The organism is Lysinibacillus sp. G01H (assembly GCF_028872195.1).
Taxonomy (GTDB): domain Bacteria; phylum Bacillota; class Bacilli; order Bacillales_A; family Planococcaceae; genus Lysinibacillus; species Lysinibacillus capsici.
The window spans coordinates 2,596,301-2,621,406 of sequence record NZ_CP118397.1 but is presented as its reverse complement, the minus strand read 5'-3'; the positions used below and the strand labels follow the sequence as shown (position 1 = coordinate 2,621,406).

At 39.2% G+C, this 25,106-nt stretch carries 26 protein-coding genes; 21 read left to right on the top strand and 5 right to left on the bottom strand.

What is annotated here, in order from left to right; translation table 11 throughout:
• Positions 1 to 80 precede the first annotated feature (80 nt).
• The 8 genes from PSR12_RS13455 to PSR12_RS13420 all read left to right on the top strand — a co-directional run bounded on the left by PSR12_RS13455 (position 81) and on the right by PSR12_RS13420 (position 7,501).
• Positions 81 to 803 carry an SDR family NAD(P)-dependent oxidoreductase gene (locus tag PSR12_RS13455; RefSeq protein ID WP_257522391.1) on the top strand — a complete coding sequence of 241 codons (723 nt, stop codon included), beginning with the start codon at positions 81 to 83 and terminating at the stop codon, positions 801 to 803.
• Between the two features lie 335 nt (positions 804 to 1,138).
• On the top strand, positions 1,139 to 1,687 hold the full coding sequence (locus PSR12_RS13450) for a hypothetical protein (protein WP_221680359.1): 549 nt from the start codon (positions 1,139 to 1,141) through the stop codon (positions 1,685 to 1,687).
• Between the two features lie 380 nt (positions 1,688 to 2,067).
• Entirely contained in the window at positions 2,068 to 3,129 is a 1,062-nt protein-coding gene (locus tag PSR12_RS13445; protein WP_221680360.1) for a suppressor of fused domain protein, read from the top strand.
• Positions 3,130 to 3,194: 65 nt separating this feature from the next.
• A complete protein-coding gene (locus tag PSR12_RS13440; protein ID WP_274769322.1) occupies positions 3,195 to 4,856 on the top strand; it encodes a DUF6138 family protein in 1,662 nt (553 codons plus the stop codon).
• Between the two features lie 14 nt (positions 4,857 to 4,870).
• Positions 4,871 to 5,566: a DUF4274 domain-containing protein gene (locus PSR12_RS13435; protein WP_257522389.1), complete on the top strand. Its 696-nt coding sequence runs from the start codon at positions 4,871 to 4,873 to the stop codon at positions 5,564 to 5,566.
• Between the two features lie 17 nt (positions 5,567 to 5,583).
• A complete protein-coding gene (locus PSR12_RS13430; protein WP_257522388.1) occupies positions 5,584 to 6,384 on the top strand; it encodes a hypothetical protein in 801 nt (266 codons plus the stop codon).
• A gap of 160 nt (positions 6,385 to 6,544) precedes the next feature.
• A complete protein-coding gene (locus tag PSR12_RS13425) occupies positions 6,545 to 7,012 on the top strand; it encodes a DUF4259 domain-containing protein (protein WP_221680364.1) in 468 nt (155 codons plus the stop codon).
• Between the two features lie 21 nt (positions 7,013 to 7,033).
• Positions 7,034 to 7,501: a hypothetical protein gene (locus PSR12_RS13420; RefSeq protein ID WP_221680365.1), complete on the top strand. Its 468-nt coding sequence runs from the start codon at positions 7,034 to 7,036 to the stop codon at positions 7,499 to 7,501.
• Between the two features lie 61 nt (positions 7,502 to 7,562).
• Here PSR12_RS13420 and PSR12_RS13415 read toward each other — a convergent pair whose 3' ends face one another.
• A complete protein-coding gene (locus PSR12_RS13415; RefSeq protein WP_221680366.1) occupies positions 7,563 to 8,597 on the bottom strand; it encodes a YdcF family protein in 1,035 nt (344 codons plus the stop codon).
• 102 nt (positions 8,598 to 8,699) lie between these two features.
• Positions 8,700 to 9,878, bottom strand: coding sequence for an immunity 26/phosphotriesterase HocA family protein (locus PSR12_RS13410; RefSeq protein ID WP_274769318.1), 1,179 nt, complete (start codon positions 9,876 to 9,878; stop codon positions 8,700 to 8,702).
• A gap of 183 nt (positions 9,879 to 10,061) precedes the next feature.
• Between PSR12_RS13410 and PSR12_RS13405 the strand changes: the two genes are divergently transcribed.
• The 4 genes from PSR12_RS13405 (at position 10,062) to PSR12_RS13390 (ending at position 12,643) form a co-directional block, all read left to right on the top strand.
• The gene (locus tag PSR12_RS13405) at positions 10,062 to 10,496 is read left to right on the top strand and encodes a GNAT family N-acetyltransferase (RefSeq protein ID WP_221680368.1); all 435 of its coding nucleotides are present in this window, start codon (positions 10,062 to 10,064) and stop codon (positions 10,494 to 10,496) included.
• A gap of 12 nt (positions 10,497 to 10,508) precedes the next feature.
• Positions 10,509 to 11,000 (top strand): nucleoside 2-deoxyribosyltransferase, encoded by a 492-nt coding sequence (locus PSR12_RS13400; RefSeq protein ID WP_257522382.1) that lies wholly within the window; start codon positions 10,509 to 10,511, stop codon positions 10,998 to 11,000.
• On the top strand, positions 11,000 to 11,314 hold the full coding sequence (locus PSR12_RS13395) for a YbjQ family protein (protein ID WP_221680370.1): 315 nt from the start codon (positions 11,000 to 11,002) through the stop codon (positions 11,312 to 11,314). Before PSR12_RS13400 ends, PSR12_RS13395 begins: the two co-directional genes overlap by 1 nt.
• 408 nt (positions 11,315 to 11,722) lie before the next feature.
• Entirely contained in the window at positions 11,723 to 12,643 is a 921-nt protein-coding gene (locus tag PSR12_RS13390) for a helix-turn-helix transcriptional regulator (RefSeq protein WP_274769315.1), read from the top strand.
• Between the two features lie 31 nt (positions 12,644 to 12,674).
• On the opposite strand, the gene PSR12_RS13385 is transcribed toward PSR12_RS13390, so the two are convergent.
• Positions 12,675 to 13,106, bottom strand: coding sequence for a hypothetical protein (locus PSR12_RS13385; protein ID WP_221680372.1), 432 nt, complete (start codon positions 13,104 to 13,106; stop codon positions 12,675 to 12,677).
• Positions 13,107 to 13,199: 93 nt separating this feature from the next.
• Here PSR12_RS13385 and PSR12_RS13380 point away from each other — a divergent pair, with 93 nt between their 5' ends.
• The 6 genes from PSR12_RS13380 to PSR12_RS13355 all read left to right on the top strand — a co-directional run bounded on the left by PSR12_RS13380 (position 13,200) and on the right by PSR12_RS13355 (position 19,718).
• Positions 13,200 to 14,888, top strand: coding sequence for an AAA family ATPase (locus PSR12_RS13380; RefSeq protein WP_274769312.1), 1,689 nt, complete (start codon positions 13,200 to 13,202; stop codon positions 14,886 to 14,888).
• Positions 14,889 to 15,086: 198 nt separating this feature from the next.
• Entirely contained in the window at positions 15,087 to 15,596 is a 510-nt protein-coding gene (locus tag PSR12_RS13375) for a TetR/AcrR family transcriptional regulator (protein WP_274769310.1), read from the top strand.
• A 92-nt stretch (positions 15,597 to 15,688) separates the two neighbouring features.
• Positions 15,689 to 16,108, top strand: coding sequence for a DUF3995 domain-containing protein (locus PSR12_RS13370; RefSeq protein WP_274769309.1), 420 nt, complete (start codon positions 15,689 to 15,691; stop codon positions 16,106 to 16,108).
• Between the two features lie 45 nt (positions 16,109 to 16,153).
• Complete coding sequence (locus PSR12_RS13365; RefSeq protein WP_274769307.1) at positions 16,154 to 16,771, top strand: histidine phosphatase family protein; 618 nt, start codon at positions 16,154 to 16,156, stop codon at positions 16,769 to 16,771.
• Between the two features lie 78 nt (positions 16,772 to 16,849).
• Positions 16,850 to 17,686, top strand: coding sequence for a D-alanyl-D-alanine carboxypeptidase family protein (locus tag PSR12_RS13360; protein ID WP_274769305.1), 837 nt, complete (start codon positions 16,850 to 16,852; stop codon positions 17,684 to 17,686).
• 769 nt (positions 17,687 to 18,455) lie between these two features.
• Positions 18,456 to 19,718 carry a polysaccharide deacetylase family protein gene (locus PSR12_RS13355; protein WP_263081832.1) on the top strand — a complete coding sequence of 421 codons (1,263 nt, stop codon included), beginning with the start codon at positions 18,456 to 18,458 and terminating at the stop codon, positions 19,716 to 19,718.
• Positions 19,719 to 19,766: 48 nt separating this feature from the next.
• Here the strand turns inward: PSR12_RS13355 and gltS are convergent, their stop codons facing one another.
• Together gltS and hutG are read right to left on the bottom strand one after the other, a co-directional pair.
• Positions 19,767 to 20,951: a sodium/glutamate symporter gene (gene gltS, locus PSR12_RS13350; protein WP_221680378.1), complete on the bottom strand. Its 1,185-nt coding sequence runs from the start codon at positions 20,949 to 20,951 to the stop codon at positions 19,767 to 19,769.
• Complete coding sequence (hutG, locus tag PSR12_RS13345) at positions 20,948 to 21,913, bottom strand: formimidoylglutamase (protein WP_221680379.1); 966 nt, start codon at positions 21,911 to 21,913, stop codon at positions 20,948 to 20,950. Before hutG ends, gltS begins: the two co-directional genes overlap by 4 nt.
• A gap of 140 nt (positions 21,914 to 22,053) precedes the next feature.
• Here hutG and PSR12_RS13340 point away from each other — a divergent pair, with 140 nt between their 5' ends.
• From PSR12_RS13340 to PSR12_RS13330, 3 genes are all read left to right on the top strand, one after another.
• Positions 22,054 to 22,947: a LysR family transcriptional regulator gene (locus PSR12_RS13340; protein ID WP_274769303.1), complete on the top strand. Its 894-nt coding sequence runs from the start codon at positions 22,054 to 22,056 to the stop codon at positions 22,945 to 22,947.
• Positions 22,948 to 23,092: 145 nt separating this feature from the next.
• The gene (locus PSR12_RS13335; RefSeq protein ID WP_257522371.1) at positions 23,093 to 24,328 is read left to right on the top strand and encodes an acyl-CoA dehydrogenase family protein; all 1,236 of its coding nucleotides are present in this window, start codon (positions 23,093 to 23,095) and stop codon (positions 24,326 to 24,328) included.
• Positions 24,325 to 25,101 carry an SDR family oxidoreductase gene (locus PSR12_RS13330; protein ID WP_221680381.1) on the top strand — a complete coding sequence of 259 codons (777 nt, stop codon included), beginning with the start codon at positions 24,325 to 24,327 and terminating at the stop codon, positions 25,099 to 25,101. The genes PSR12_RS13335 and PSR12_RS13330 overlap by 4 nt, the downstream gene beginning before the upstream one ends.
• Positions 25,102 to 25,106: the final 5 nt, after the last annotated feature.

Below are 25,106 nucleotides of genomic sequence, written 5' to 3'. Positions count from 1 at the left end.
TTCACGTAAGGATATATTGATCGGCCTAGGGTAAAAGATATAGGTTTTCATTACATTTTGTCATGAGAAAGGGTGGTAATATGAGTAGGAATTTTATTATCTTTGGAGCTAGCCAAGGATTAGGAGATGCATTTGTTAAGGGTTTACCTGTCAAAGGAGATACAGTATGGATGGTAGCACGAACAAGACCTAATAGTTTAGAACTAAATGACGGAGTAAATCGTCACTGGCTATCCATTGATCTGTCTAGCCAACAACAAATTTCCACTTTAAAAGAAGTGTTACAAGGCATTCCTCTCGATGTATTAATTTATAATGTGGGTGTATGGGAAAAGCATGGTTTTGAAGATAATTATACATTTGATAAGGATGAAGTAGAGGATATTTCGAACTTAATCAATATCAATCTAACCTCTACTATTACATATATACAGGCACTTATACCCAACTTAAGACAAGCAGAGCATGGAAAGATTATTTTAATTGGCTCTACAGCAGGCTTAGACCACACAAACAATACACAAGTTTCATTTGTCACATCTAAATTCGGCGTAAGGGGTATTACAAATGCACTACGAGAACATTTAAGGAAAGATAAAATTGCTGTCACATGCATTAATCCTGGTGAACTGGCAGCAGAAGTACCCTATGAAGAAGGGGCAGAGAAAGCCATTCATTTATATGAAGGTACACGAATCCCCGTACAAGATATTGTATCTCTTGTGCAATGTGTAATTAATCTATCAGCAGTCTCCTGTGTAAAAGAAATTAATGTCCCAGCCATAACGGATTTAAATGCATGATTACTCAGTGAACGCTACTCAAAATTGAGTAGCGTCTTTTAATAAAAAGGACAAATAGATTCCGTGCCTTAGAAAAAATTTTTACGATCCCTTCACACATAACACTACAATTAAGCTCATATAAATAAAGGTAGTAAAAAAATCAACATCCTTTCATCGTCATAACCAATTCTAAAAATACTTTCAGCCTATTAAATCTTAAGAAAATCTTCAGGTTCTACTAGGAAATATTTAAGATTCGCTGTGTATAATTATAAAAAAAGGAAATTAACGAAACCATTTGAAGATTTAAAACGTATTGGTAGTAGGAGAGAGAATATTAAGTAGGTGAAGATATGGCACATACGATTTACATAGTATTAACCAAAACAGGGACGTTATTATCAAAAGCGATCGGCATGTATACGGGCAAGGAGATGAATCATGCATCCATAGCCTTTGATGAGGGGCTTTTTGAGATGTATAGCTTTGGTCGAAGGCAATTGAACAATCCGTTAAGTGGTGGCTTTTTACGAGAGGATGCAGAAAGAGGGCTATTTGAGTGTGCGGATTGTGTTATTTATCGCTGTCGTATATCCCATTATCAATATTTAGATATGATGAAAATTGTCCGTTATATGTATTGGAATCGAGATCGCTATAAATATAATTTTATCGGACTTTTTGGTGTGGTGATGCAAAAGGAAGTGAGACGTGAGCGTGCTTATTTTTGTTCCCAGTTTGTAGCGACGCTACTAAAGGTGGGAGGGCTAAAAATAGTTCAAAACCCAGCATTAATGACGCCTCATTGTCTGGCGCAATTACCATATTTAGAGAAAGTATTTGCAGGGAAACTGTCAGATTATTTACAAACGGTTCGTGAACCAGCTATGCTATATGGTTAATGTATAGATGCACTACCTGACGTTTAAATAGTAAAATAGACACTCACGCGACAATCTTCTATTTTGCAAGAGGATTGTCTTTTTATCTTTCAACAGAAAACGCCCTTCTTTATCAGTGATGAGATGAATATACAAATTGTAGTTTTTTATTCAATGGGTTTCTCAATACTTGTCGAGCCAGCTCGAAAAAAACTGAACGCAATTACGCTAAGGCGCCATCAATATTAGTCATATTTACCCCATATAGAATGTCAATAAACCTAGTTACTGGAAAGTGGAAAATGAGTCCTATTCCTGTTAAAAGAGTCACCATAAAATTGCTATCATAAATAATAGATACGTACGTTCTACGAGTGAATATCAGCAAGGAGGATATGGAAATGAGTGATGAAATAGCAGCAGTTGGCTGGGATGCGATTGATCAGGCATTAGCACAGGTATATGGTGAGCAGGAGCCAAAGCATTATGGAACTTTAATTCCCTATTCACTAGGAGGACAAGATCCTTTAGATGGAATTAGTGTTTATAAAAGCGAAACATCCATCCCACATTGGCATTTTGTTACATATGGCTTTTCGGAACTATATGAAAAAGAATTTGAAAACAAGGACTATAGTGGATATGGATTTGAATTAACATTTCGTCTAGTACGTCAACTAGATGAGGAAGAGCCACCTGCTTGGGCATTGAATTTACTACAGAATATGGGCAGATATGTGTTTAATAGTGGAAATGTTTTTAGAGCGGGAGATTATTTGGATGCAAATGGTCCGATTTGCCTTGATGCTGACACGCAATTAACTGCACTAGCCTTTACACATGATCCAGAGCTTGCTGAAATCGATACACCAAATGGCAAGATGGAGTTTATCCAAATGGTTGGTATTTCAGAGGATGAGTTAGAAGCGATGCAGACGTGGAATACGCTTGGTGTACTACAGGCTGGCATGAAGCAAATACCAAGCTATACTACGGATTTAACAAGAACTTCTCTCTTACAAAACCCTGAAGTCGCCGAGGCAGTTGTGCGAGGAATGGAGGAAGATGGCTCTAATACGGGGTTTCTTTTCGTAGATCAACTCGCTTGGGAAGTAGAAAAAAAGAGCTGGTTTAACAAACAGTCTAATGTTGTTCAACTTGGGGCAAAGCAAGCAGCTGTCATTAGTAAATTATTACGTGGACGCATTCTGAAAGATAAAGATCTTACCTTAGTCGGTCAACAAATAACGATCATATTTAGAGCAGGCCCACAGGTAGGCTATTCTGAGAATGGTCAAGAAATTACGATTACATTGAACAAGACAGCAGTAGAAGAATTAAGTCAGAGGCTGATACCGCAAGAAAGTCAATTCACTATTTCTTCTTTAGCTGGCGTAAGCTTTCAAATTTTGAAGACACATATTAAAAATCAAGAAGGAGCGGTTGTGAAAACAATCGGATAAGATGAATCTCTCGCTAAGGCTTTAGCGGGAGATTTTTCTCTAACAATAGAAAGGGAAGATGTACAGTGAAGCAGTGTGTAGAGCATTTTCTAGCGGCTGTGTGGGAGCAACTCACGGCTGTTTATCAACAAGAGAGTAAACGAATAACAGAGCTGAAAGAGCAAAGTAGGTTACAAGCAGGCATCCTTCAATATTTGAAAGTTGCCTGGAAAAAGGGGAAAAGTCCTAATGGCACAATCTTTATAGATGTTTATGAGCCATTTAGTTGGAGTGATAGTTCCTATAAGGTGGAAGCGGGTCCATACATACAAGAATTTACAGATGTCCAGCATATTGAAGAGCTTTTTAGCGCTTTATGTACTAAAACAGAGGAAGTATTTCAATCTGAGCAATACGGTCACCGATTTTTTGATTACCGCTTTGAGGTTGTGCTGGAATTTGAACATGATAAAACGGTGCTTCATTATCAAAAGGAGCTGTTGAATAATCGTAAACTAGCGTCAACGAAACAAGTGCTGGCAAGCTTTATAGAAACAAAGGTGATGGCAGAGCTACCAGTCAGACCAAGTGACAATGATGAATTTTTCCTTGCGAAGCATTTGGTCAATCCACATTTTTTCCATCAAACAGCTGAGGAAGTTGAACCACTTATTCACCGGCTTCAAGAAAAGCATCGGGCGAATAAAGAACGTTTAGACAAATGGATATATTATTATACAATGGCCTTTAAGCAGTGGGCAGAGGAGCATTTTTTAACACACTATTTTGAACAAGCAGGCGATTATAGGAAAGAGTGGGTATTGAAAACAGAGGACTCGGTACAACAACTAGAGCAGGAAAAACTAGATTTCTTTCTTTATGTCGCGTTGAAGATTGGTCAAAAAGAGCCAGCCACACGATTAGAATACTTGGAACTTGCGAAGCAGCTTGGCTCGCTGCAGGCAGCTAATTATTTGGAAAAAGGAAGCGGGCGTTTTGAAAGTATTAGAAAGCGGGATGTATGCCAAGGACAGGCAAATGATATTTTACAAACGATTGATATACGAGTGATGGTAGAAGAGGAAAACGCTTATCGTGAAGCCCTTTACTATATCATTCAACTGCTACAAGAAGGTTTTCCAAAGGGCTATAAGCTGACTTTAAAGAGTAAAGCGAAAAATTATCTTCCTATTAAAAAGTTAGCTAAATCAAAGCTTCATCAGTTTTTCGCCAATTGCCTACAGTATCCAAATCTTTTCCCTTTATTAGCGGACTATGCCCAGCTCGCTATGGAGGAATTTGCTTGGTATCAGGATGTTGAGCCGAGCGAAAAATCAGCTATGCCTAGCACCTATGCGGTTTTTGGATTAGGGCTTTATAGTAAGGATTATTTTCCGCTTGTTCAACGATACATGTTACTCGTTGATACAGAGCATCAATCCGTGCAAGATGCTTATGCGGAAGCCTTTCTTGAAGCTCATGGCTTATCAGTAGAGATGATGCCTGTGTTTGTAGCTATTTTACTTGGTGCAAGTGAATCAGCTAAGCCAATAAAGGACATTGACATCATGGATTTAGATTTACTCGTGGCACTCGGACAAGAGCTTGAACAGAAAGCAGATTATCAGCGTCCATTTGTTTTGTATCGAATATTCGGTAGTTCTAAGAAGTTAGCACAACGACTAAAGCAAGAATCAGCACCCATAAGGGAAGAGCTTGAGAAATTACTGCAATGGATGGATTCCTGAAGGGGGGTAGACGAATGGAATGGACGGAAGTGAGTAAATCCAAGGACTTAGAGGTCGTACGGGAGGCCATTAGTAAATTAGATGTTAATGAGCGGGATGCAAGAGGGAGAACACCATTGATGCTTTTTATAACAAATCGAATGCTACATGAAGGAATCAAGCTTCTTTTGGCACAGCATATAGACTTGGAGGCACGAGATAAGCTTGGTGATACAGCGCTTAAAAAAGCTGTAAAGTTTAAGCAGAAAGAAGTGATTTCTTTACTACTTGCAAAGTGTGTAAATTTATCTGAGCCAGAGGGGATTACCGCGACAGCTTGGTTTGCGGCAAGGGAGCATGCAAGAATAGCTGATTTATTGTTAGATACACCAGGTGCAATCCGTCTAACTTTGAATGCAGAAGAACAACAGCAAGTTGATGCCATTTTATACGAGGATTCTCTCAATACAATGTGCCAGCGCATAAGCAAGGTATCATCAGCTGTTGTTTTACATGGCATTGTCAATAGCTATAACTGGGATGATGGCCCCGAGCCTATGCTCACAGCATTAGCTAATCCAGTTTGTGCTCCTATTACCATGCTAGACATGTTTGAGCTAATGGAAGGGGAATATTGGCTAGCACTAACAGAGGAAGAGATAGCGAGTTCCGATTGGAAGCGACCATGGAAAGAGATGGCAATAATCTTACAAGAAAAATTAAAGTGCTAGCTAGCGAGGAGAGAGTAATGGACCAAAAAGCAAGGAAAATATTAATGCAAACCTATTGGCAATCTGGTCGATGGCGTTCAGGTGGTTATACCTATACAGAAGAAGATTTTCAATATGCTAAAAGTAAGGGCTTGATGTTTGATCGATTAACGATTTCCCATGATGAATGTGTACAAAGATTGCAGCAGCTTCATGAGAAATTTTTAACAAAGGAGCTTGTGGTAAAGGCATTTTTGCATAGCTTATCGACGCGCAAAGTACATTTACGCAGTGCCTTCTCGAGCTGGGCTCTTACGCATGATTTACCAATGCATACGTATGACGAACAACCTGTGGCATTGGTCTCCTATAGTGGCTGTGGCTACTGTAATGAGCGGAAAATCATGTCCAATGATACGTATGTCAATGAAGATTTAAATGTGCTTAATTTTGAACGCATCAAGTGGGGAGGGGTTCGCCTCAATTGGCTTGTTTATTGTTTACTAGACTTAGAATGCCTAGTGAAAGAACAAGAAGCATTGAATGTAAGTGAGGATGACGTAGCCATCTTAAAACAGATGGTAGCAGCAATAGAATCCTGTAACGACACAGATGCAGCTAGACAGCTTGAAAAGCGCTGGAAAGATGTTTTCAAGTCCAATCAACATGAACGAGATGTGGTCATGGAAATCTGGGGTTACGCGGGACTACTCGTATCAAAGGATGATTATCGCAAGGAGCGTGGACGTGGAACTGATTTTATGTCAATGGCTACTTGGAGAGGACAGGATGGCTATTCACAGGAAAAGATGAAGTTTTACTTTGGCTCCTACCTATAAAAAGGAGCAGTATTCGATCAAAAAACTGACCAAAGGATGCTGAGAATTATTGATATAGCGAAGGAATTTTAAGAGCGCATATCATAATGGACTGCTGCCATGGTCATGCACTAATAATGTGCCAATTTTATGTTTACTTAAAAAAGAGAGGTGCAGTGAGATGGGGGCTTGGGGATACAAAGCATTAGAAAGTGATGAAGGGTTAGATGTAGTGGCATTTTTACAGGAGTTTATGGAACAGCATAAGGAATCCAATCAGCTAACATTATCGGGTATTGTAGAGGCAATGAAACAGCAAGGCTTTTTTGGTAAAACATTGGAGGATATTGATTTTTTCTATGATATAAGTGCCCTGGCTTTGGCAGAACTTTATAGTCAATATCTGCATACGGGAACCATTTATGGTCAAGAAAGTAAGGATAGGCAAATACAATGGATAGTAGATGAAAGCTCTTTGACATTTATATTGCGGTATTTACAGGACATTAGAGATGAAGTACCTGATCAACATGGTAGTAGAGAGATTGTAGAATTATGGCAAGAGTCCAAGAGTTGGCCAGAATGGCAGTCCAACTTAGCCTATCTTATTCAGACGGTGGAACAAGCGATTAACCGTTTGCCACAATAAAAATAGTTGGAGTGATTGGAAATGACCTATGATTTTTGGATGATGGCTTCCATCATGGAGTTGGTTGAATATCCAGATGAGACAAGCGATGACTATATAGCACATCCAACTTTACAGACGATCATGGATGTGCTTGAAATACAAGTACCAATAGCAGAGATTTACGAACGTTATTTTGGTCAATCCATTCATACAGGACATGTTTTAGTATTTGCGAATAAGAAGCAGCCACATGTCTGTGTGGTACTTGATACTTATCGAGATCCGCTCGATCAACTGGATTTAATTCAATTTGGCTGGAGAGTGAACACAAAAGATGTTCACCTAGTAAGACAGCTGACCAGAAAACTATTTGATAATTGTGAGGAGAGGATTCGTTATGAGGAAGGGCAATCCATTCTCTACCAGGTATTACAAGAACAACACTATCCTCGAAAACTTTACTATGAGACATTATATGAACAACAGCTGAAGAAATTTTGGGTATGATAGCATCAAAAAGGATTCGTAACACCTTCTATAAAAAGTGTACGAATCCATATGCTAGAACCTATACAAAGAAAAAGCTGAATAGAGATAACGCAATCGAAATGATCACAATAGGTCCAATCATTTTCATATGTCGTTTTCGTGCCATTACAACAATCGCTACATATTCACGAATCATCGCATTTGGCCAATAATAAAAGGCTGTCTTAGAGCCAATGCCCTGACTATCTAAGCCTGCGAGTCTTGCATAAATACCCGCACGAAAAAGATGAAAATTATTCGTGGTGAAAATACTGTTGTAGGCTTCACCCTGTTTCTGGGCATCCATAAGCTGCTTAGAAAATAACATATTTTGATAGGTATTCACAGAGCGGTTCTCCTGAAGTGTATGCTCAATGGGTATGCCTTTTTCAATCGCATATCGTTGCATCGCTTCAGCTTCGGGTAGATTTTCATCAGGACCTTGTCCACCAGAGAAAATAATGGTAGGTGGAGTAGTTACTGCTGCTTGCTTGTGATAGAAGTCAATTGCCTTTTGAATTCTACTAGCTAAAAGTGGAGGCACCTTATCATTAATTAATCCACTGCCTAGTACAATAATAAAATCTTGATTCAATCGAGGGCGATTGAATTGGTAAAGAAAATAAGCAGATAAAAAATTGGATAAATGGATAAAAAAATAAAACGTAATGAGTGAAATTCCACCGAAAATGGGCTGGAGGTGGACTGAAAACAAACTTGCTGGATTGATAATCGGTAATAGGATAAAAAGTAAAATGCCAATGGCCACAAGTAATGTTAAGGAATTGGCTAAACGTCTACCTTCTCGCTTCATTAATACTCTCGCATTTAAAAATAAACCAAACATTAAAGCAACAATGCCAAAAGGAATTAAGATGAAAAGAGCAATTAGTGGAATAATGACAATAAGCCTTAAAAAGTAATGGTCAGATGCCAAAGATAGAATGACGCAGAATAGCAGAAATGAACACACAAATAGATTAAATAATAGCCCGTTGATCATTTTTCTTGGGTCTTTGAAGTAAGAAATAAGAAAAACGATGAAAAGAATCAGTGGAATAATGCCAAAATACATACAAAATGCACCTCTAGTGATGGAGTTGGTTAATGATATCTCTATATTATAAGTAATTATTGGATGAAATCAACCATCGATGAAAAAGTGGAGGGGGAGCATCTAGAAGCTCCCTCTATTTTTTTGTGTACGATGATAGGTTTTATTGAGGTAATGAATATATTGGGTGCGGGTCAATCCACCCGTTTGGCGATTAAAGTCATCGTAGGAGATATCTTCTGGAAAACTAAATTCAGCGAGTGCCCGCTGACGATCTTCGCGGAAGTGAGGATGATCTAGCGACTCTGTTACAATTCCTTCCTCTTGCTTCAACCAATCACTGGCAACACCTGCATAGACACCATGATTGGTAAAACGGCTAGCTGTTTGATAGGAGGTGGAAGGTGCAGGTTTACTAATTGTTCCTGTCCCCCAGGATAGACGATATCGAGGCTCTTTCCCATAGTTTAGTGTCACACCATAGCCCATTGGAAATACAATATCGGATTCTGTTAACATTTTATGGCCTATCTTTTCATAGCATCCTCGCATAAAATGGTCATCCATCACAATATGGGTTTGAGGGGCCAATGGAGCAGATAGGATTTCCTCAAGAGAAGGCTTGCGCTCTGTCGTTGTCAACAAATAGGGCCGTACAAACAATGGCATTGTCATTACATTATGCCAAATACTATCTTCTCCAAATAGATGATCCTTTTGCATTTGACGTAAATCGCCAATGACGAGTACATAGCCATCTACAAATAAATCGATTTCTACACGAAAAATATCACCTGGCACAGTCTTATAGCGTAGACTTTTCATCTTGGTTAGCTTTTCTAGCTTGTCTGAGTAATCAGCAGGAAGCTGGGAGGGAAATTGCTCTAACCAATTCAAGAGAGCCGACTTAGTCGTTAAATGCTCAAAGCCTGTTAATGGTAGCTGGTAATATGTTTTAGTGTTACGAGCTGTAATATAGCTAGATGGATGGTTTTCATTACCTAGACCAGCAGAAAAAACAACGCCTGCAGCTTTCACAGCGGAGATATTGGTATAATTCAATTTCTTTTCTTTTCCACGCGCGGTTTGAGGGACAATGACTTCACGATTACGTGTTAAAATGTCGACATCCGCTTCTTGGTAGCTATGCTCATTCACGAAAATTCTTTTTTTAATGAGATCACCTTCAAGGCAAATAAAATAATCCTCTCGAATCGGAATCGTTTCCCAATGTGCTTCTAAAGTATGTAGGCCGAAATAGGGGCGCAATGAATTCGTTAACCAACTAGTAAATGGTGCCAAGCGGATTTCCTCCTAGCTATTGTTTTGTATTTTGGTCAAGTATACTGAATTTGGTGGGTGTCGAAAATAGTTTAGATGGAAAATAGTTACTTTTATGCAGTAGTAATAATTGCTTTTGGAGCAGATGCCTACCTTTTTCTTCAGGCTATAGAACTGCTATAATGACAGACAGAGGTGATGAATATGCATATTGTGACGATTGAAGGCATACCCTATGCTTGGCTTGAACAATTACAAGAAATCCACGCTCACGTTTTTAATGGAGCAAGTTTGCCACTCGAAAAGCTAGAAAAGAAAGAAGGCCTTCTTTGCATATTGGCAGTGGAAGGTGACACATTGATCGGCTTTAAACTAGGCTACCCACATCCAGATGACATTTTTTATAGTTGGTTAGGTGGCGTTCATGTGGCACATCGAGGTCAGGGAATTGCAAGTCAATTAATGAAACAACAGCATGAACATATTAAGACATTAGGCTTTTACAAAGTTCGTACATACGGAAGAAATACATTCAAAGCCATGCTCATTACCAACCTCAAACATGGTTTCGATATACTATCAACATTTATTGATGAAAAAGGCAGACATAAAATTATATTTGAAAAAACAATTGATTAAGGAGTTTTATACATGAAAGCATATTTAGCAAATGGGTTATTTTCGTTGGGCGATCGTTTTGTAAATGAACAATTAGCAGCAGCTATTCGCGAGGCAGTGCCAGGCATCGCATTATACGTACCCCAGGAGAATGAAGCCATCAATGATAAATCTGCCTATGCAGATAGCTTAGCGATTGCTCAAGCAGATTTAGAGATGCTACAGAGTAGCGATGTTCTGATAGCTGTATTAGATGGGGTGGAAATTGATTCTGGCGTTGCCGCAGAGATAGGTGCGTTTTCGATGCTGAATCGTCCTATTATTGGTGTGCTAACTGATGTTCGTCAGCAAGGGCGGGACAATATGCAAAAAATAGAGGCATTGATCCGAGATGGGCTAGAGAATCAGTTTGTTTATCGTAATTTATTTGTTGTGGGGTTAATTAAACGCAATGGCGTGATTACATCTTCTATTGAAGAGGCTGTAAAAGCAATACAAAAACTACAGAACGGGGAGGTATCATGATGCTATTAGCTACATCAGACATTGTGGCAGGAAAAGATATAATGGAAACATTAGGGCTAGTGAAAGGGAATTCAGTTCAATCTAGGAATATTGGTCGTGACATGATAGCAGGACTTCGCAATATTGTAGGTGGAGAAATGAAGGAGTATGCGGAGATGCTTGTGCGCTCTCGTGAAATTGCCACAGAGGCAATGGTAGAGGAAGCCAAACAATTAGGTGCAGATGCAGTTGTAGGCGTTCGTTATGCTACTTCATCTGTAATGGATGGTACATCCGAAGTATTGGTATATGGAACAGCTGTAAAATTCAGATAAAAGAGTAGCAGGACTTTCATTCAATGAAAGTCCTTTTTCAATGGTTAAAAAGTGACACATTCATCTAAAATGCTGTAAAATTTTAGTTAATTATGTCAAAAATACAGTCTATTGTGCTGCTTGAATGGTGATTTATTATAGGATGCGTATAGTACAAATTATACCAATAAAGTAGAAGTTTTATCTTGATTCAGTTTATAGATAAGAGATGAATGCACAAAATGGTTCTCTTTGATTTAGTGGGTGTTAACATACCAACTGAATCAAGATAAAAGCCTTAGCGGATGTCACAGATTTTGAAGAGGAGCTTTTTGAGCAACTCGCAAAAAATCAGGACACAATCTGTGGGAGGGCCATTTATGGCCAATGTATTGCAAGCTGGGCATGATAGAAGAAAGAGTGGGATATATGGTAGATTCACAACAAGGCAAAGGCTATCGCGTTCTATCGATGTTTGATCGATTGATGGATGGCCAAGGAATCAACAAGAAGCAAGAAGCATTGACACATCAGGTTGGTGAAAAAACCATACAACGGGATATCGATGAAATTCGTACGTATCTAGAAAAGGCTAAGCTAGATTACCATTTACAATATGTGCGTTCAGAAAAAGTGTATAAATTAATAAATACAAAAAACAATCGTTTATCTAAAGAACAGGTACTAGTCATCGTTAAAATTCTGATTGCCTCAAAAGCTCTCGTAAAATCGGATATTGGTGAGATCGTTAATCAACTTCTCTCACATGTAGCAGTCGATCCACTGTTATTAAATGAAAAAGTTGTATATGAAGATATTCATCAAAACAAGTCATTATTGTCCTTGATATGGGGAATTTCCACAGCCATTCAAAAGAGAAAGGTTATTACCATTGATTATTTACAGGAGGGTGAAGCGATTCCAACTGCAAAAATTTTAAAGCCGCTCGCTGTTATCTTTTCAACACATTATTTTTATTTAATAGGAAATAATCAAGACACCCCAACTGTTTACAGAATGGATCGTATTCAGCATTTTCGTGAAATGGCTATCCATTTTGAATTTCCATCTGTACATCCATTACAAGTAGAGGACGCTAATGACCTTACTCATATACGTCTTCTCTATAAAGGTCGTTCTCCTGAAATAGTCTACAGTCGTTTCCCAACAGCCCACCTAGTTTCACAAAACAATCATGAATATGTTTTTGAGGCAGAAGTGTTAGAATATGGCGTGAAAGAGTGGTTGCTAAGTCAAGGAGCCGATATGGAGGTATTAGAGCCAATTGAACTGAGAGAAGAAATCATTGAGACCGTACAAGCTATGCAGCAAAATTATCGTTACATATAAAAACCCGTGCGTACATGCACGGGTTTTACGCTTACTGAAACAATTGTTTGATAAATGTCATATCGATATCCTTAGTGAGCTTATAATCTTTCATATAATTTTCCTCATATAAATAAACAAATAAATGCTGGTCATCATCTAAACGCAAGCCAATTTCCCTGTTGTCATTAATTGAGAGTGTTAGCCAGTATGCTTCATTAGAATCAGAATTCGAAAACCACACTTTTTTTAAAGGTAGGTCCTTGAATGGCTGCATAATTTGATTGATTTCTGCTGCGTCAGTAATCGTTACTGTTTTTTCATCTGAGGAACGAATAATTTCAATCTCATGAATTTCCTCCATTTCGAGACGTTCTGTTACCTCTGTTGTAAAATCGGTGTCTCGTGTTAACAGCATTGTCGAGATATACAGAATAAGTAGTGGTAGTAAAATGCCTAGAAGTAGCTTGTATCTTTTTTTCATGCTCGTCTCCTTAAATTCTAAAAATTCGCACATATGTATTCTTTTCCACGCTATAATTGAGCATATACTGAAATGATGAAGGAAGGCAATTAAATGACACATAATCATGAAGAAAAAGAACTATTTTACCCCAGTGGAATCATCATGTATCGAGGTGGCGTCAAAAAGAATGATTTCGGTCACGATATTTATGACGGCAAAGGCTCGCTATTTGATCAAGAGGGAGAATTATTATTCGAGGGTGAATTCGTCAATCATATGAAGCAAGGCAATGGCATTATGTATTTGAAAGGACAACTCATTTATCAGGGTGAATTCATACAAAATAAAAAACAGGGTCATGGCATTTTATATAAGGATGGGCATATTCATTATGAAGGTCATTTTCGCAATGATTTAATGGATGGCTATGGTGTTTTATACTATGAAGAAGAAGTAATTAGCCCTTATCAAACACTACGAGCACAGTATCCACATTTAAATCAACCGCAGTATGAGGGTGACTTTGTCCATGGCATGAAAAAGGGCAAAGGCAAGCAATACTATCCAAATGGATTTTTACAATATGAGGGTGATTTTATTTGGCATCACATGCAAGGGGCTGGGAAGCTATATTATCCTACGGAATCACCAACAGCTGAGGAGCTTGCACGTGGTGTAACTACACTTCACTATGAAGGTCATTTCTTTGAGGACTTAAAGCATGGTAAAGGCAAAGTATATTCTAGGGATGGAATTCTAGAAGCGGAAGGGCAATTTAAAGAGGATATGATGACAGGGCAAGGAACGCTCTATTATGCCAATGGGCAAGCTTCCTATATTGGTGACCTCGTTCAAGGCAAAAAACATGGACGAGGTGATTATTTTAATAAAGAAGGCAAAATTATCTATAGTGGTGAATTTATCAACGATGAGCGGTTGCGCATTACACCTGAAGTCGAGCAAGAGATTGCCAAGCTACAAAAACAATTAGATAGTCTTGTAGGTCTTCCGAATGCAAAGAAGGAATTACATAATTTAATAAACTTTATTAAAATTCAAAGTCTGCGTGTGGATCATGGTTTAACAAGCTTTCCTATTACGTATCATCTTGTCTTTTCGGGCAATCCAGGCACAGGTAAAACAACAGTGGCACGCATTATTGGCCAAATCTACAAGCATCTTGGCGTCCTTTCAAGTGGGCATTTTGTGGAAACCGATCGTGCAGGGTTAGTCGCTGGCTATGTTGGACAAACAGCATTAAAGGTTCAGGAAGTCGTTAACAAGGCAAAGGGCGGGGTACTTTTTATTGATGAAGCCTATTCATTAATGAATGATAAACAGGATGCATTTGGGAAGGAAGCTATTGATAGTTTATTAAAGGCAATGGAGGATCTACGTGATGACTTAGTAATTATTGTTGCGGGCTATACAGAGCTAATAGAAGAATTTTTACAATCTAATCCAGGCTTTAAATCTCGCTTTAATCATTTTGTAAAATTTGATAATTTTAGCACGGATGAACTCTATGATATTTTTGCGATGCTTTGTCAAACGAATGATTATCAATTTGGCGAAGCATTTGCCCAACATATGAAAACACAGCTACGTCATATGCCGATTGAAACCATTCCTAATTTCTCGAATGGTCGTTATATTCGAAACTTGTTTGAAAAACTAGTGACGATCCAATCAAACCGATTGATTCAACAGGCCACAATCTCGAGAGAAGAACTCATGACATTTGAGGAGCAAGATATTTTACAGGGCATTGCAGAAAAGTTGTTTGACAATACTTTTTAAGACAAGGAGTAGACGCATGAAAAAGCTATTAGTGTTTATTTTAGTGTGTGCATGTATTTTACCACGACTAGTAACAGTTCATGTTACAGTGAATAATCATATTAATGTACGCCATAAAAACGATAAAAGTTGATGAGAGATGTATAAAGTGGTAATATAAGACAAAACATACGCTGTCGTATTTTTTGGAGGGCAATTATGCAAGTAACGAAAGAGGATTGGATTAGAGCGGGTCTAGAGCAATTAGCAGAAGCGGGGGTCCATAAAGTACGTATTGAAGCACTTGCTCGATCATTAAACATTAGTAAAGGTAGCTTTTATCATTATTTTCGAGATCGTCAACAACTATTAGATGCCATGCTAGACTATTGGGAAACCCATGCAACAAAGGCCATTATTCAAAATATGGAGCAAGTTGATGCTACTTTAGAACAGCTTTTACGGATAAGTTTTCACAAAAATAAAAAAATGGAGATAGGGATTTATGCTTGGGCCAAATATGATTCAGATGTCGCAACGCGTATCGTTCAAATAGAGGAGCAGCGAATAGCCTGTGTGGCGACACTCTATCATAAAAGTGGTATCAGCATAGACGAATCCACTGATCGTGCTAGATTAGCTTATTTAACCTATATAGGCTGGATGACACGATTTGAAGCCAATCCTCATTTCGATCTCGAAAAAATGATTAAGCTGTTAATACAGTAAGAAGGTCTCTCAGAGCTGACATGAGCTTTGAGGGACTATATTTAACGCCAGAACATACGATAGCGTATGGAAATGTGAAGAGGAGGTAGAACATGTTTATTTTCTCCATTGTCGCAGTGGGACTATTATGGCTCATCAGTGTCATACATATTTACTGGGCCTTTGGTGGTCGATGGGGTACAGAAGCTGTTATTCCTATGAAAGAAGGCAGCCAACAAGCCGTTTTTACTCCTAGAAAATGGGGAACGCTCTTTGTTGCCATGCTGTTGATGCTAGCAAGTGGTATCATCCTTGTTCAAGGAGGCTTCATGCCATTTTTTCAAGCCTCTATTTTTTCAAAAGTAGGAAGTATCGTTTGTGCGCTAGTATTTTTGCTACGAGCAATTGGTGATTTTAAGTATGTTGGTATTTTTAAAACGATTAAGCATTCCACATTTGCTCAAAATGATTCAAAATGGTATAGTCCTTTATGCTTGTTTCTTAGCTTTGTGTATGTGCTGGTGCTAGTTTAACAGCAATTTTACTTTAACAAGGGGAGCAGAACGGGGGAAATAAAAATGGAGCAAATGATTTACTTACTTCGTCATGGTGAGACGAATTATAATACGCAAGGAAGATATCAAGGACAGCTTGATTCACCACTCACTGAGCGTGGTCGGGAGCAGGTTCAGCAAAATGCACGCATGCTGAAATCACTTATTGGCGATGCAGATGAATGGACCATCCTATCAAGTCCAATGGGAAGAGCCATGCAAAGCACAGCCATACTTTGTGCAACTCTTGGCTATGACAGCAACAAGGTGAGGCAGGATTCACGTTTAACAGAGGTTGCTGTGGGACAATGGGCTGGATTAACCATGGCGGAAATACAGCAACAATGGCCTGCCTTGTTAACGAACACGGATGCCTTCAATTGGTATTTTCGTGCACCAGATGGGGAAACCTATGAAGCTGTTGTAAGCAGATTAACTGCTTTACTTGAAACGATTCAACCACTTTCAAAAGTGATTGTTGTCTCGCATGGCTTGACTGGTCGTATTTTACGCGGCGTCTATGCGGGTCTAAGCAAAGAAGAGACACTCAAGTTAGAGGTTTCTCAAGATGTAATGTTCAAATTAACAAATAAAGAGATTACAAGAATTAGTTCAAATTTCGATGATGATTTTTACCTGTGAAAATATTTGAGCTCATCCCATTTTTCTCAAGGAATATTCAGAAATGCCGCCTCTTATAATGTGTAGGAGGCGTTTTTTATGAAAAAATGGATGTTATTAGGCTGTATTTGTATTATGGTTTTCTTATTTTATTATACAAGCAAAACATATGAATTTACGCATCTAGAACTGCCATCATTACATAGTCAAAATGCTTTGTTACTCAATGAACAGGGCGATGTATTATACGAAAAAAATGCGGATGCTATTATTTATCCTGCATCCTTAACAAAGATCATGACAGCCATCGTTGCCATAGAGATGACAGATAATTTACAAACACAAACCATTGTAGAGCCCCAAACGATTGCAAACTATACGGCACAAAATGCTTCGATGGCAGGCTTTCAGGCAGGAGATTTTGTCACGATGGAGGATTTATTGTATGGTACACTCCTTGCCTCAGGTGCCGATGCAACAGGAACACTTGCAGATGCTGTCGCTGGCAGTGAGGACAAATTTGTCACGTTGATGAATAACAAGGCGCAAGAATTAGGCATGCATAACACACATTTTGTTAATTCCAGTGGCCTACATGATGAGGCACATGTATCCAGCGTGCGGGATATCAGCAAGCTTCTGCGATATGCATTAGAAAATCCTACCTTTTATCAAATATTTACCTCAAAAAGCTACACAACCTATGTGCCCAATCAATTAATCATCACAAACTCATTATTTACAAAATTACCGGGTCTAGACAGTCCGATAATAGGTGGAAAAACAGGCTATACCCCAGAAGCAGGACTGTGTCTGGCGACCATAATCGTGAAAGAGGGGAAATCTTTTTTATTCATTACAACCAATGCTCCTAGCTATATATGGACCCCACCCCCACATATTGAAGATGCCCTAACTGCTTTTGAAGCATTATAGGAGGAAAATAAATGAAAAAACCTCAACTTTTTTATGGTTTCTAACGTCTTAATAGAAAGGGGGGATTATATAGCTGAGGTTCAGTGGTGGATAACCAGCTTTTTATAGGTAACCATCAAATACGGGGAGAGCTATTCTTAATAGTGAGGGAGCAGCTACACAGGGATGAGAATCCGCTCTTGAAGGTGTAAAACCCGCTCTAAATGAGAGGGAAGCCGCTCAAAGAGGTGTAGAACCCGCTCTAAATGAGAGGGAAGCCGCTCCAAAAGGTGTAGAACCCGCTCTAAATGAGAGGGAAGCCGCTCCAAGAGGTGTAGAACCCGCTCCAAAAGAGGGGAGCGCTCCAAAAGGTGTAGAACCCGCTCTAAATGAGAGGGAAGCCGCTCCAAGAGGTGAGAGCCCCCGCTCCAAAAGAGGGTGAAGCCGCTCCAAATGAGAAGGAACCCGCTCCCAGTAAGGAGAAAGCCGCTCACCTAATTCCGTAGTCAGCTTAGGCACGAGAATCAATTCTCCAAAAAGGAGCTATCAAAAAATCTACAAAATAAGCCACCATCATTTAATTAGCATAATATATGCATAGTTTCTCAGTAAAAAGGGAAGGAGGGATGTAGAAGTATTTACTAAAATACGAATTTTAGCAGCATCGTAAAAGGGAATCTAGTTGATTATTACTATTTTATGGCAGGGTTGTTTACTCTATAATAAAAGTTAAATCCTAGCAATTTTTTAGCAAACAGACATGGAAGACATCTAAGGGCGGTGTAGAACAATGAAAAAATTTTTACCCTTTGCCATCGTTTTGACGTTTATGATGTGCATCTTGGCAGGGCAACTTTCAGTAAATGCTGAAGGGTCAGTGGTGATTCACAAGGTAGTCAAAGATACGGTTATTTTTGAAGAAGCTTCTACGAATAGTGCGGAGATCGGGGAACTTTCGAAAGGTAGCTTTGTTTCAGTAACAAAAGTAAGTAAAGGTTGGACACATATTCAAACGCCAGAGCAGGAGGGCTATGTCACATCTGATGCTTTAGTCAAGTTGAAGTCTGAGGGATACCTAGTGATTCAAAAGGGTGGTACAACATTATTTACAGCCCCAAGTCAATATGCCCAGCATGTAGGACAGCTCTATGAAGGACGAATAATTTATGTATATGGCACAGCACCTGGTGGTTGGTCTTTCGTTCAATATGGCGAGGAGATAGGATATGTAGCGACAAACGCATTAAAAAAACCAGCTCCAACGAAGAAAAAAATTAATGCTGTTGCTGGTGCTGAAATGCGTTTAACAGCTAGTCCAAACGGAGAAGTACTTGGTACACTTCCCAATAAAACAACTGTCCAGTATTACATAACACTTGCTGGTTGGGCTTATGTAGAAGCAGGCGACCTAAAAGGGTATGTCAAAGCTTCTGAGCTAGCCGATATTCAGTTAATAGATAATAAAGTTTATAATAAAGGTGTGCCAGTAGCGAAAGGCGCAAAAAAACGGGTAGCCTTAACATTTGATGATGGGCCAGATGCTAAGGTCACACCACAAATTTTGGCAACGTTAAAGAAATACGATGCCAAGGCTACATTCTTTATGGTAGGTAAAAATGTGTCAAGAAATGCTACAATCGTTAAACAAGTCTATGAAGCAGGACATGAAATCGGAAACCATACCTTGAGCCATAAAAAATTAACGACCTTATCAATAACAGGCGTTAAACAAGAAGTCAATGGCACAAGTAACGCTATTTATACAGCCATCGGGCAGTATCCAACTGTTTTCCGTCCACCCTATGGAGCGACCAATGACCAAGTACGTTCTGTCATGACAATCCCCTCGATTTTGTGGTCGATTGATACACTGGATTGGAAACATCACAATCCAGATAAAATTTTAGCGTATGTCAAAGCCTCTGTAAAAGATGGGAGTATTATTCTAATGCACGATATCCATCAAACGACAGCCAATGGTTTAGAAAATGTTATTCTTTATTTACAAAAACAAGGCTATGAATTTGTTACAGTAAGTGAGATATTACAATAATAGAAAAGCTTTGCAATCGTCTACTCAGAACGAATGCAAAGCTCTTTTTTATTTAAATAAATTGATAGTTGTAATAATAATAGGAATCCCAAATACGTCAATTAAAAATGCGCCAACAATCGGTACGACAAGAAAGGCTTTTTTAGAAGGCCCGAAGCGTTGCACAACGGCTGACATATTGGCCATGGCATTTGGTGTTGCGCCTAGACCATGTCCTGCAAAACCTGCTACCATAACAGCAGCATCGTAGTTTTTGCCAAGTAATTTAAATAACACAAAAATACTAAATACAACAATAAAGAATACTTGCGCAAAAACAATGATGAATAATGGTAGTGCCAAATCAGCAATTTCCCATAATTTAATACTCATGAGTGCCATGGAAAGGAATACACCTAATGTGACATCTCCAATTAATGAGATGCTTTTCATATTAATGGCTTCAGGTTTGAATTTATCCATAATATTGCGCACTAATACAGCCACAAACATTGCTCCTACATAGCCAGGTAGAACGAAACCTGTTGCTTCTGAGAATAGTGTGCCGACATACGTACCAACAGCCATACAGAAAGTAATTAATAAGACTTGTGTAAAGAACGAATCCGATGTAATTTGCTCATTTTTATTTTCATATTCGACTTCTTCCGATTCTTGTTCATCTGGTGTTAAATTATATTTACCTACTAAATATTTGACAATTGGTCCACCAATTAAGCCACCAGCAACTAGACCACATGTTGCGGCAGCAGCACCAATTGTCATAGCTGAAGAAATCCCTAAATCTTCTAAGGTTTGGCCAAATGCAGCTGCAGCGCCATGACCACCCTCCATAGAAACGGTACCCGCCATCATACCGATTAAAGGATGGATCCCCATAAGTGAGGCCAGAGATACTCCAATGACATTTTGCATTAACGCTAGGAAGCCACATGCTAGCCAGTAAATAATCAGTAATTTACCACCGAGCTTTACAAGTTTAAAGCTTGCACCTAAGCCAATTGTCGTAAAGAAAGTAATCATAAATAAGCTTTGTAAAGAAGTATCAAGTGATATTTCTAAAATACCCGTTGTTTTTAAGATGGTAGCAAGAGCAGCGAACAATAACCCACCAACCACTGGTGCTGGGATACAGAAACGCTTTAAAAAGCCTATTTTATTGATAAGAAAGCTTCCAAATGCAAAGAGTGCAACAGCTAGGAATACCGTTGTAATTTGATTAATTTCGATCATGAACCTTGCCCCCTAAGTAAGTTGTTCAGTGCCTCATATACAAAATAGGCACCTAATTTCACTGTACGTCCGTTTTCATCTAATAACGGATTGACCTCACAAATATCAAATGAATGGGTGTGAGGGTGTGAAGTGACTTGTTGCAAAATTGAGCGCACAGTCGATGGGTCAAGCCCAAACGGTGATGGAGCACTTACACCTGGAGCAAATGCTGCGTTCAATACATCCATACATAATGTTAAAAGAATATAATCATGCTTATCCATAAAATGGTGTAATGCATCCGTTAATTGTTGTTGATAGGCTACCGTCATTTGATCCTCATAAACATACTTCACATTTAATTCATCAGCTTTTTCGAAAAGTTCTCTTGTATTGCCGTAGCGTTGAATACCCACAACAAAATAGTCAGCATGTGGATCCTGCTCTAAAATTTGACGGAACATCGTACCTGACGAAGGCTGTTCATCATATGGTCGTAAATCAAAGTGAGCATCTATATTGATGATGCCGATTTTAGCTTCCTTTGGTAGAGCAGAACGAACGCCTAAATAATGCCCATACAGTGTTTCATGCCCGCCACCTAGCACTACACATGATAAGTTTTTTTGTAGGATTGTTGCTACGACTTCACCAAGCTCACGTTGGGCCACCTCTAAAGCATGGTTTAGACAAACGATATTGCCAACATCAATAATTTGCTGATCGTCCTCAAATGTCCACGGTAAACTGGCTAAGCCTTCTCGTAGGGCGTTTGGACCATTTGCTGCCCCTATACGGCCTTGATTTCGACGTACCCCTTCATCGCAGATAAAACCAACGAGAGCTGCACTTTTCTTATCTGAAGCGCTAACATCATTAATCGCGACTCTTTTTACTTGTTGATGTAAACGAAAGCTGCTTGTATTTGTCGTTGAATCTATTCGGCCTTTCCATTGTTTTTGATCTGTCATTGTGTACATAAACTTATCAACCCCATTGTGAATATTATTGTAGTAAAAGTATTGTTGTAATTCATTATATATTCACATAATTATAATTACTAATATATAATTAATATTAATCTATAGCTTTTAGCTATAAATTTAGGAGGTATCTATAGGTGGACATTAAACAATTACACTATTTTATCGCTGTTTCAGAACAGATGAATTTCTCAAAAGCCGCAGAAAGACTGCATATTTCGCAGCCTTCGTTAAGTAATGCGATCAAAAAATTAGAACAAGAGATTGGCTCCCCTTTATTAGAGAGAAATACTAGAAATCTGCAATTAACAGAAGCTGGAGAATTACTTTTTGAACGAGCAAAAGTTATTGTAAAAAATATGGAAGTGCTAAAAATCGAAATGGATGAAGTGATTGTTCATGGCACAAGGGACATTACCATTGGTGTCATGGAATCTATTAAGCATTGGCTGCCAAAGGTAATCGCCAACTATAAAAAAGACTATCCTCACATGAAAATTCACTTAGTAGATATTTTAGGTAGTAAGCGGGTGAAAAAATCCTTGAAAAGCTATAAAACTCATTTAATCATCACCAATCAGCTAATGGATGATCCAGAGTTGGAAGTTCAAACTTTATATGAAGAACGGTTGGTCGCAGTATTACCTTTACAACATCCGTTAGCCCAAAAGGATACTTTAACCATTTCAGATATTTGTGAAGAACCATTTATTATTAGTACCGAGGGCTTTCAAACAAGACGAGATATCTTAACGTCATTTGAACAGGCTGGTAAAAACATCAATATTCAATTTGAAATTGAGCGTTTTGAAACCGCTGTATCGCTTGTACGAGAACATTTAGGGGTGACCATATTACCTGAAAATTACTTGCAAGGGCCGACTGCCAAAACAATTGTAAAAAAAGAAATAGAGGGTCTGAATTTAAGTCGCAATGTCTATCTAGTGTATTTAAAAAACCGACACTTACCATTAGCCATCCGACAATTATTGAAGGATATCGTACAGTTTTTTGAAAATAAAATGATGTAAGTCCATAGTAATGAATTTTCTCCTTTATTAGAAAATTCAAAAATAGAACATTGCTTTACTAGAAAAATAGCGGTAACATTTATTGTAAGAATGAAAATGAACATTCATTCATTTTGCGAAGTTCAAGCAAAGGGGGTATCTTCTAATGAATTTTTCCTATAGTGAAAAAGTTGAGAAGTTACAGGACAAGCTGAAGAATTTTATGGCGCAATACATTTATCCAAATGAAGCCGTTTATGCTGCACAGGTTGAGGCAATGGAGGATCGTTGGGGAGCGATTCCACCGATTATGGAGGAGCTGAAGCAGAAGGCACAACAGGCAGGTTTGTGGAATTTATTTTTACCAGATAGTGAATATGGGGCAGGTTTAACCAACTTAGAATATGCACCTTTATGTGAAATCATGGGCCGCTCACTTCTGGCCCCCGAAGTGTTTAACTGTAATGCACCTGACACAGGCAATATGGAAGTACTTGTACGCTATGGATCGGCACAGCAAAAAAAACAGTGGCTTGAACCATTATTACGAGGCGAAATACGGTCCTGCTTTGCGATGACGGAGCCAGCCGTTGCATCCAGTGATGCTACAAATATTGAGGCAAGCATTGAACGCGATGGAGATGAATACATTTTAAATGGCCATAAATGGTGGACAACTGGTGCTGGGGATCCTCGCTGTAGGGTGGCTATTTTTATGGGCAAGCATAAAGATACAACGGCCCCTATCCACGAGCAACAGTCTATGATTCTCGTACCGATGGACACACCAGGGGTAAAGGTGGAGCGTATGCTAACGGCTTTTGGCTACGATCATGCACCAGAGGGACATGGTGAGGTTACATTTACCAATGTGCGTGTACCTGTGGACAATATTTTATGGGGTGAAGGAAAAGGCTTTGCCATTGCGCAGGGCAGACTAGGGCCAGGGAGAATTCATCACTGTATGCGTCTTATTGGTGCCGCAGAGCGTGCATTAGAGGAAATGTGTGTGCGTGTACAAGCACGGCAGGCATTTCATCGACCACTAGCAGATCAAGGGGTAATGCGGGAGCGCATTGCGGAATCTCGGATGGATATTGAGCAAGCAAGACTTTTAACATTGAAGGCTGCTTATATGATGGACACGGTAGGCAACAAAGAGGCAAAGGCTGAAATTGCCATGATAAAGGTAGTTGCTCCAAATATGGCACTCAGAGTCATTGATCGAGCTATCCAAGCATTTGGTGCTGCTGGGGTAGGGCCAGATACAACGCTTGCTGCACAATGGGCTAATTCTCGTACATTACGTTTAGCGGATGGACCGGATGAGGTGCATCGTAATACCATTGCTAAACTAGAATTGAAAAAGCATGCCAACAAACAAGAGGAGCTGGTGAAATGACGGTCCTAGAGTTATTTAGCTTAAAAGGTAAAACAGCGATTGTGACTGGTGGCGGACGTGGGCTCGGCGCACAAATTGCACAAGGATTTGCAGAGGCAGGAGCCAATGTGGTCTTATGCTCACGAAAGGTGGAGGCGTGTGAGGAGGTTGCCGCAGGACTCGAAAAGCTTGGTGTTCAAACATTAGCCCTAGCCTGTGATGTCACTAAGCCTGAGGATATTGCCAATGTGGTAGCCCAAACGATTACAACATTTGGTAGAATTGATATTTTAGTCAATAACAGTGGCGCATCATGGGGAACACCTGCCATTGATATGCCCTACGAAGCCTGGCAAAAAGTATTTGATGTCAATGTCAACGGAACATTTTTATTCAGCCAAGCCGTTGGCAAAATTATGCTAGAGCAGAAAAGCGGCAAAATCATTAATATTGCTTCTATTGCTGGGCTAGGTGGTACGCTACCAGCCTTTATGGATACGATTGCCTATAACGCGAGTAAAGGGGCTGTCATTACTTTAACGAAGGATTTAGCTGTCAAATGGGGGCCACAGGGAGTCAATGTCAACGCCATTGCGCCAGGTTTTTTCCCTACAAAAATGTCCAATGTCTTAATCGAACGTGGACAAGACTATTTGATGGGTGTTACACCGTTGAAGCGATTAGGCTCCGAAAATGATTTAAAGGGCGTAGCTTTATTTTTAGCAGCACCAGCTTCGGACTATGTAACAGGGGATGTCATTGTAGTAGATGGGGGCATGAGCTCCATTATTTAAGGAGG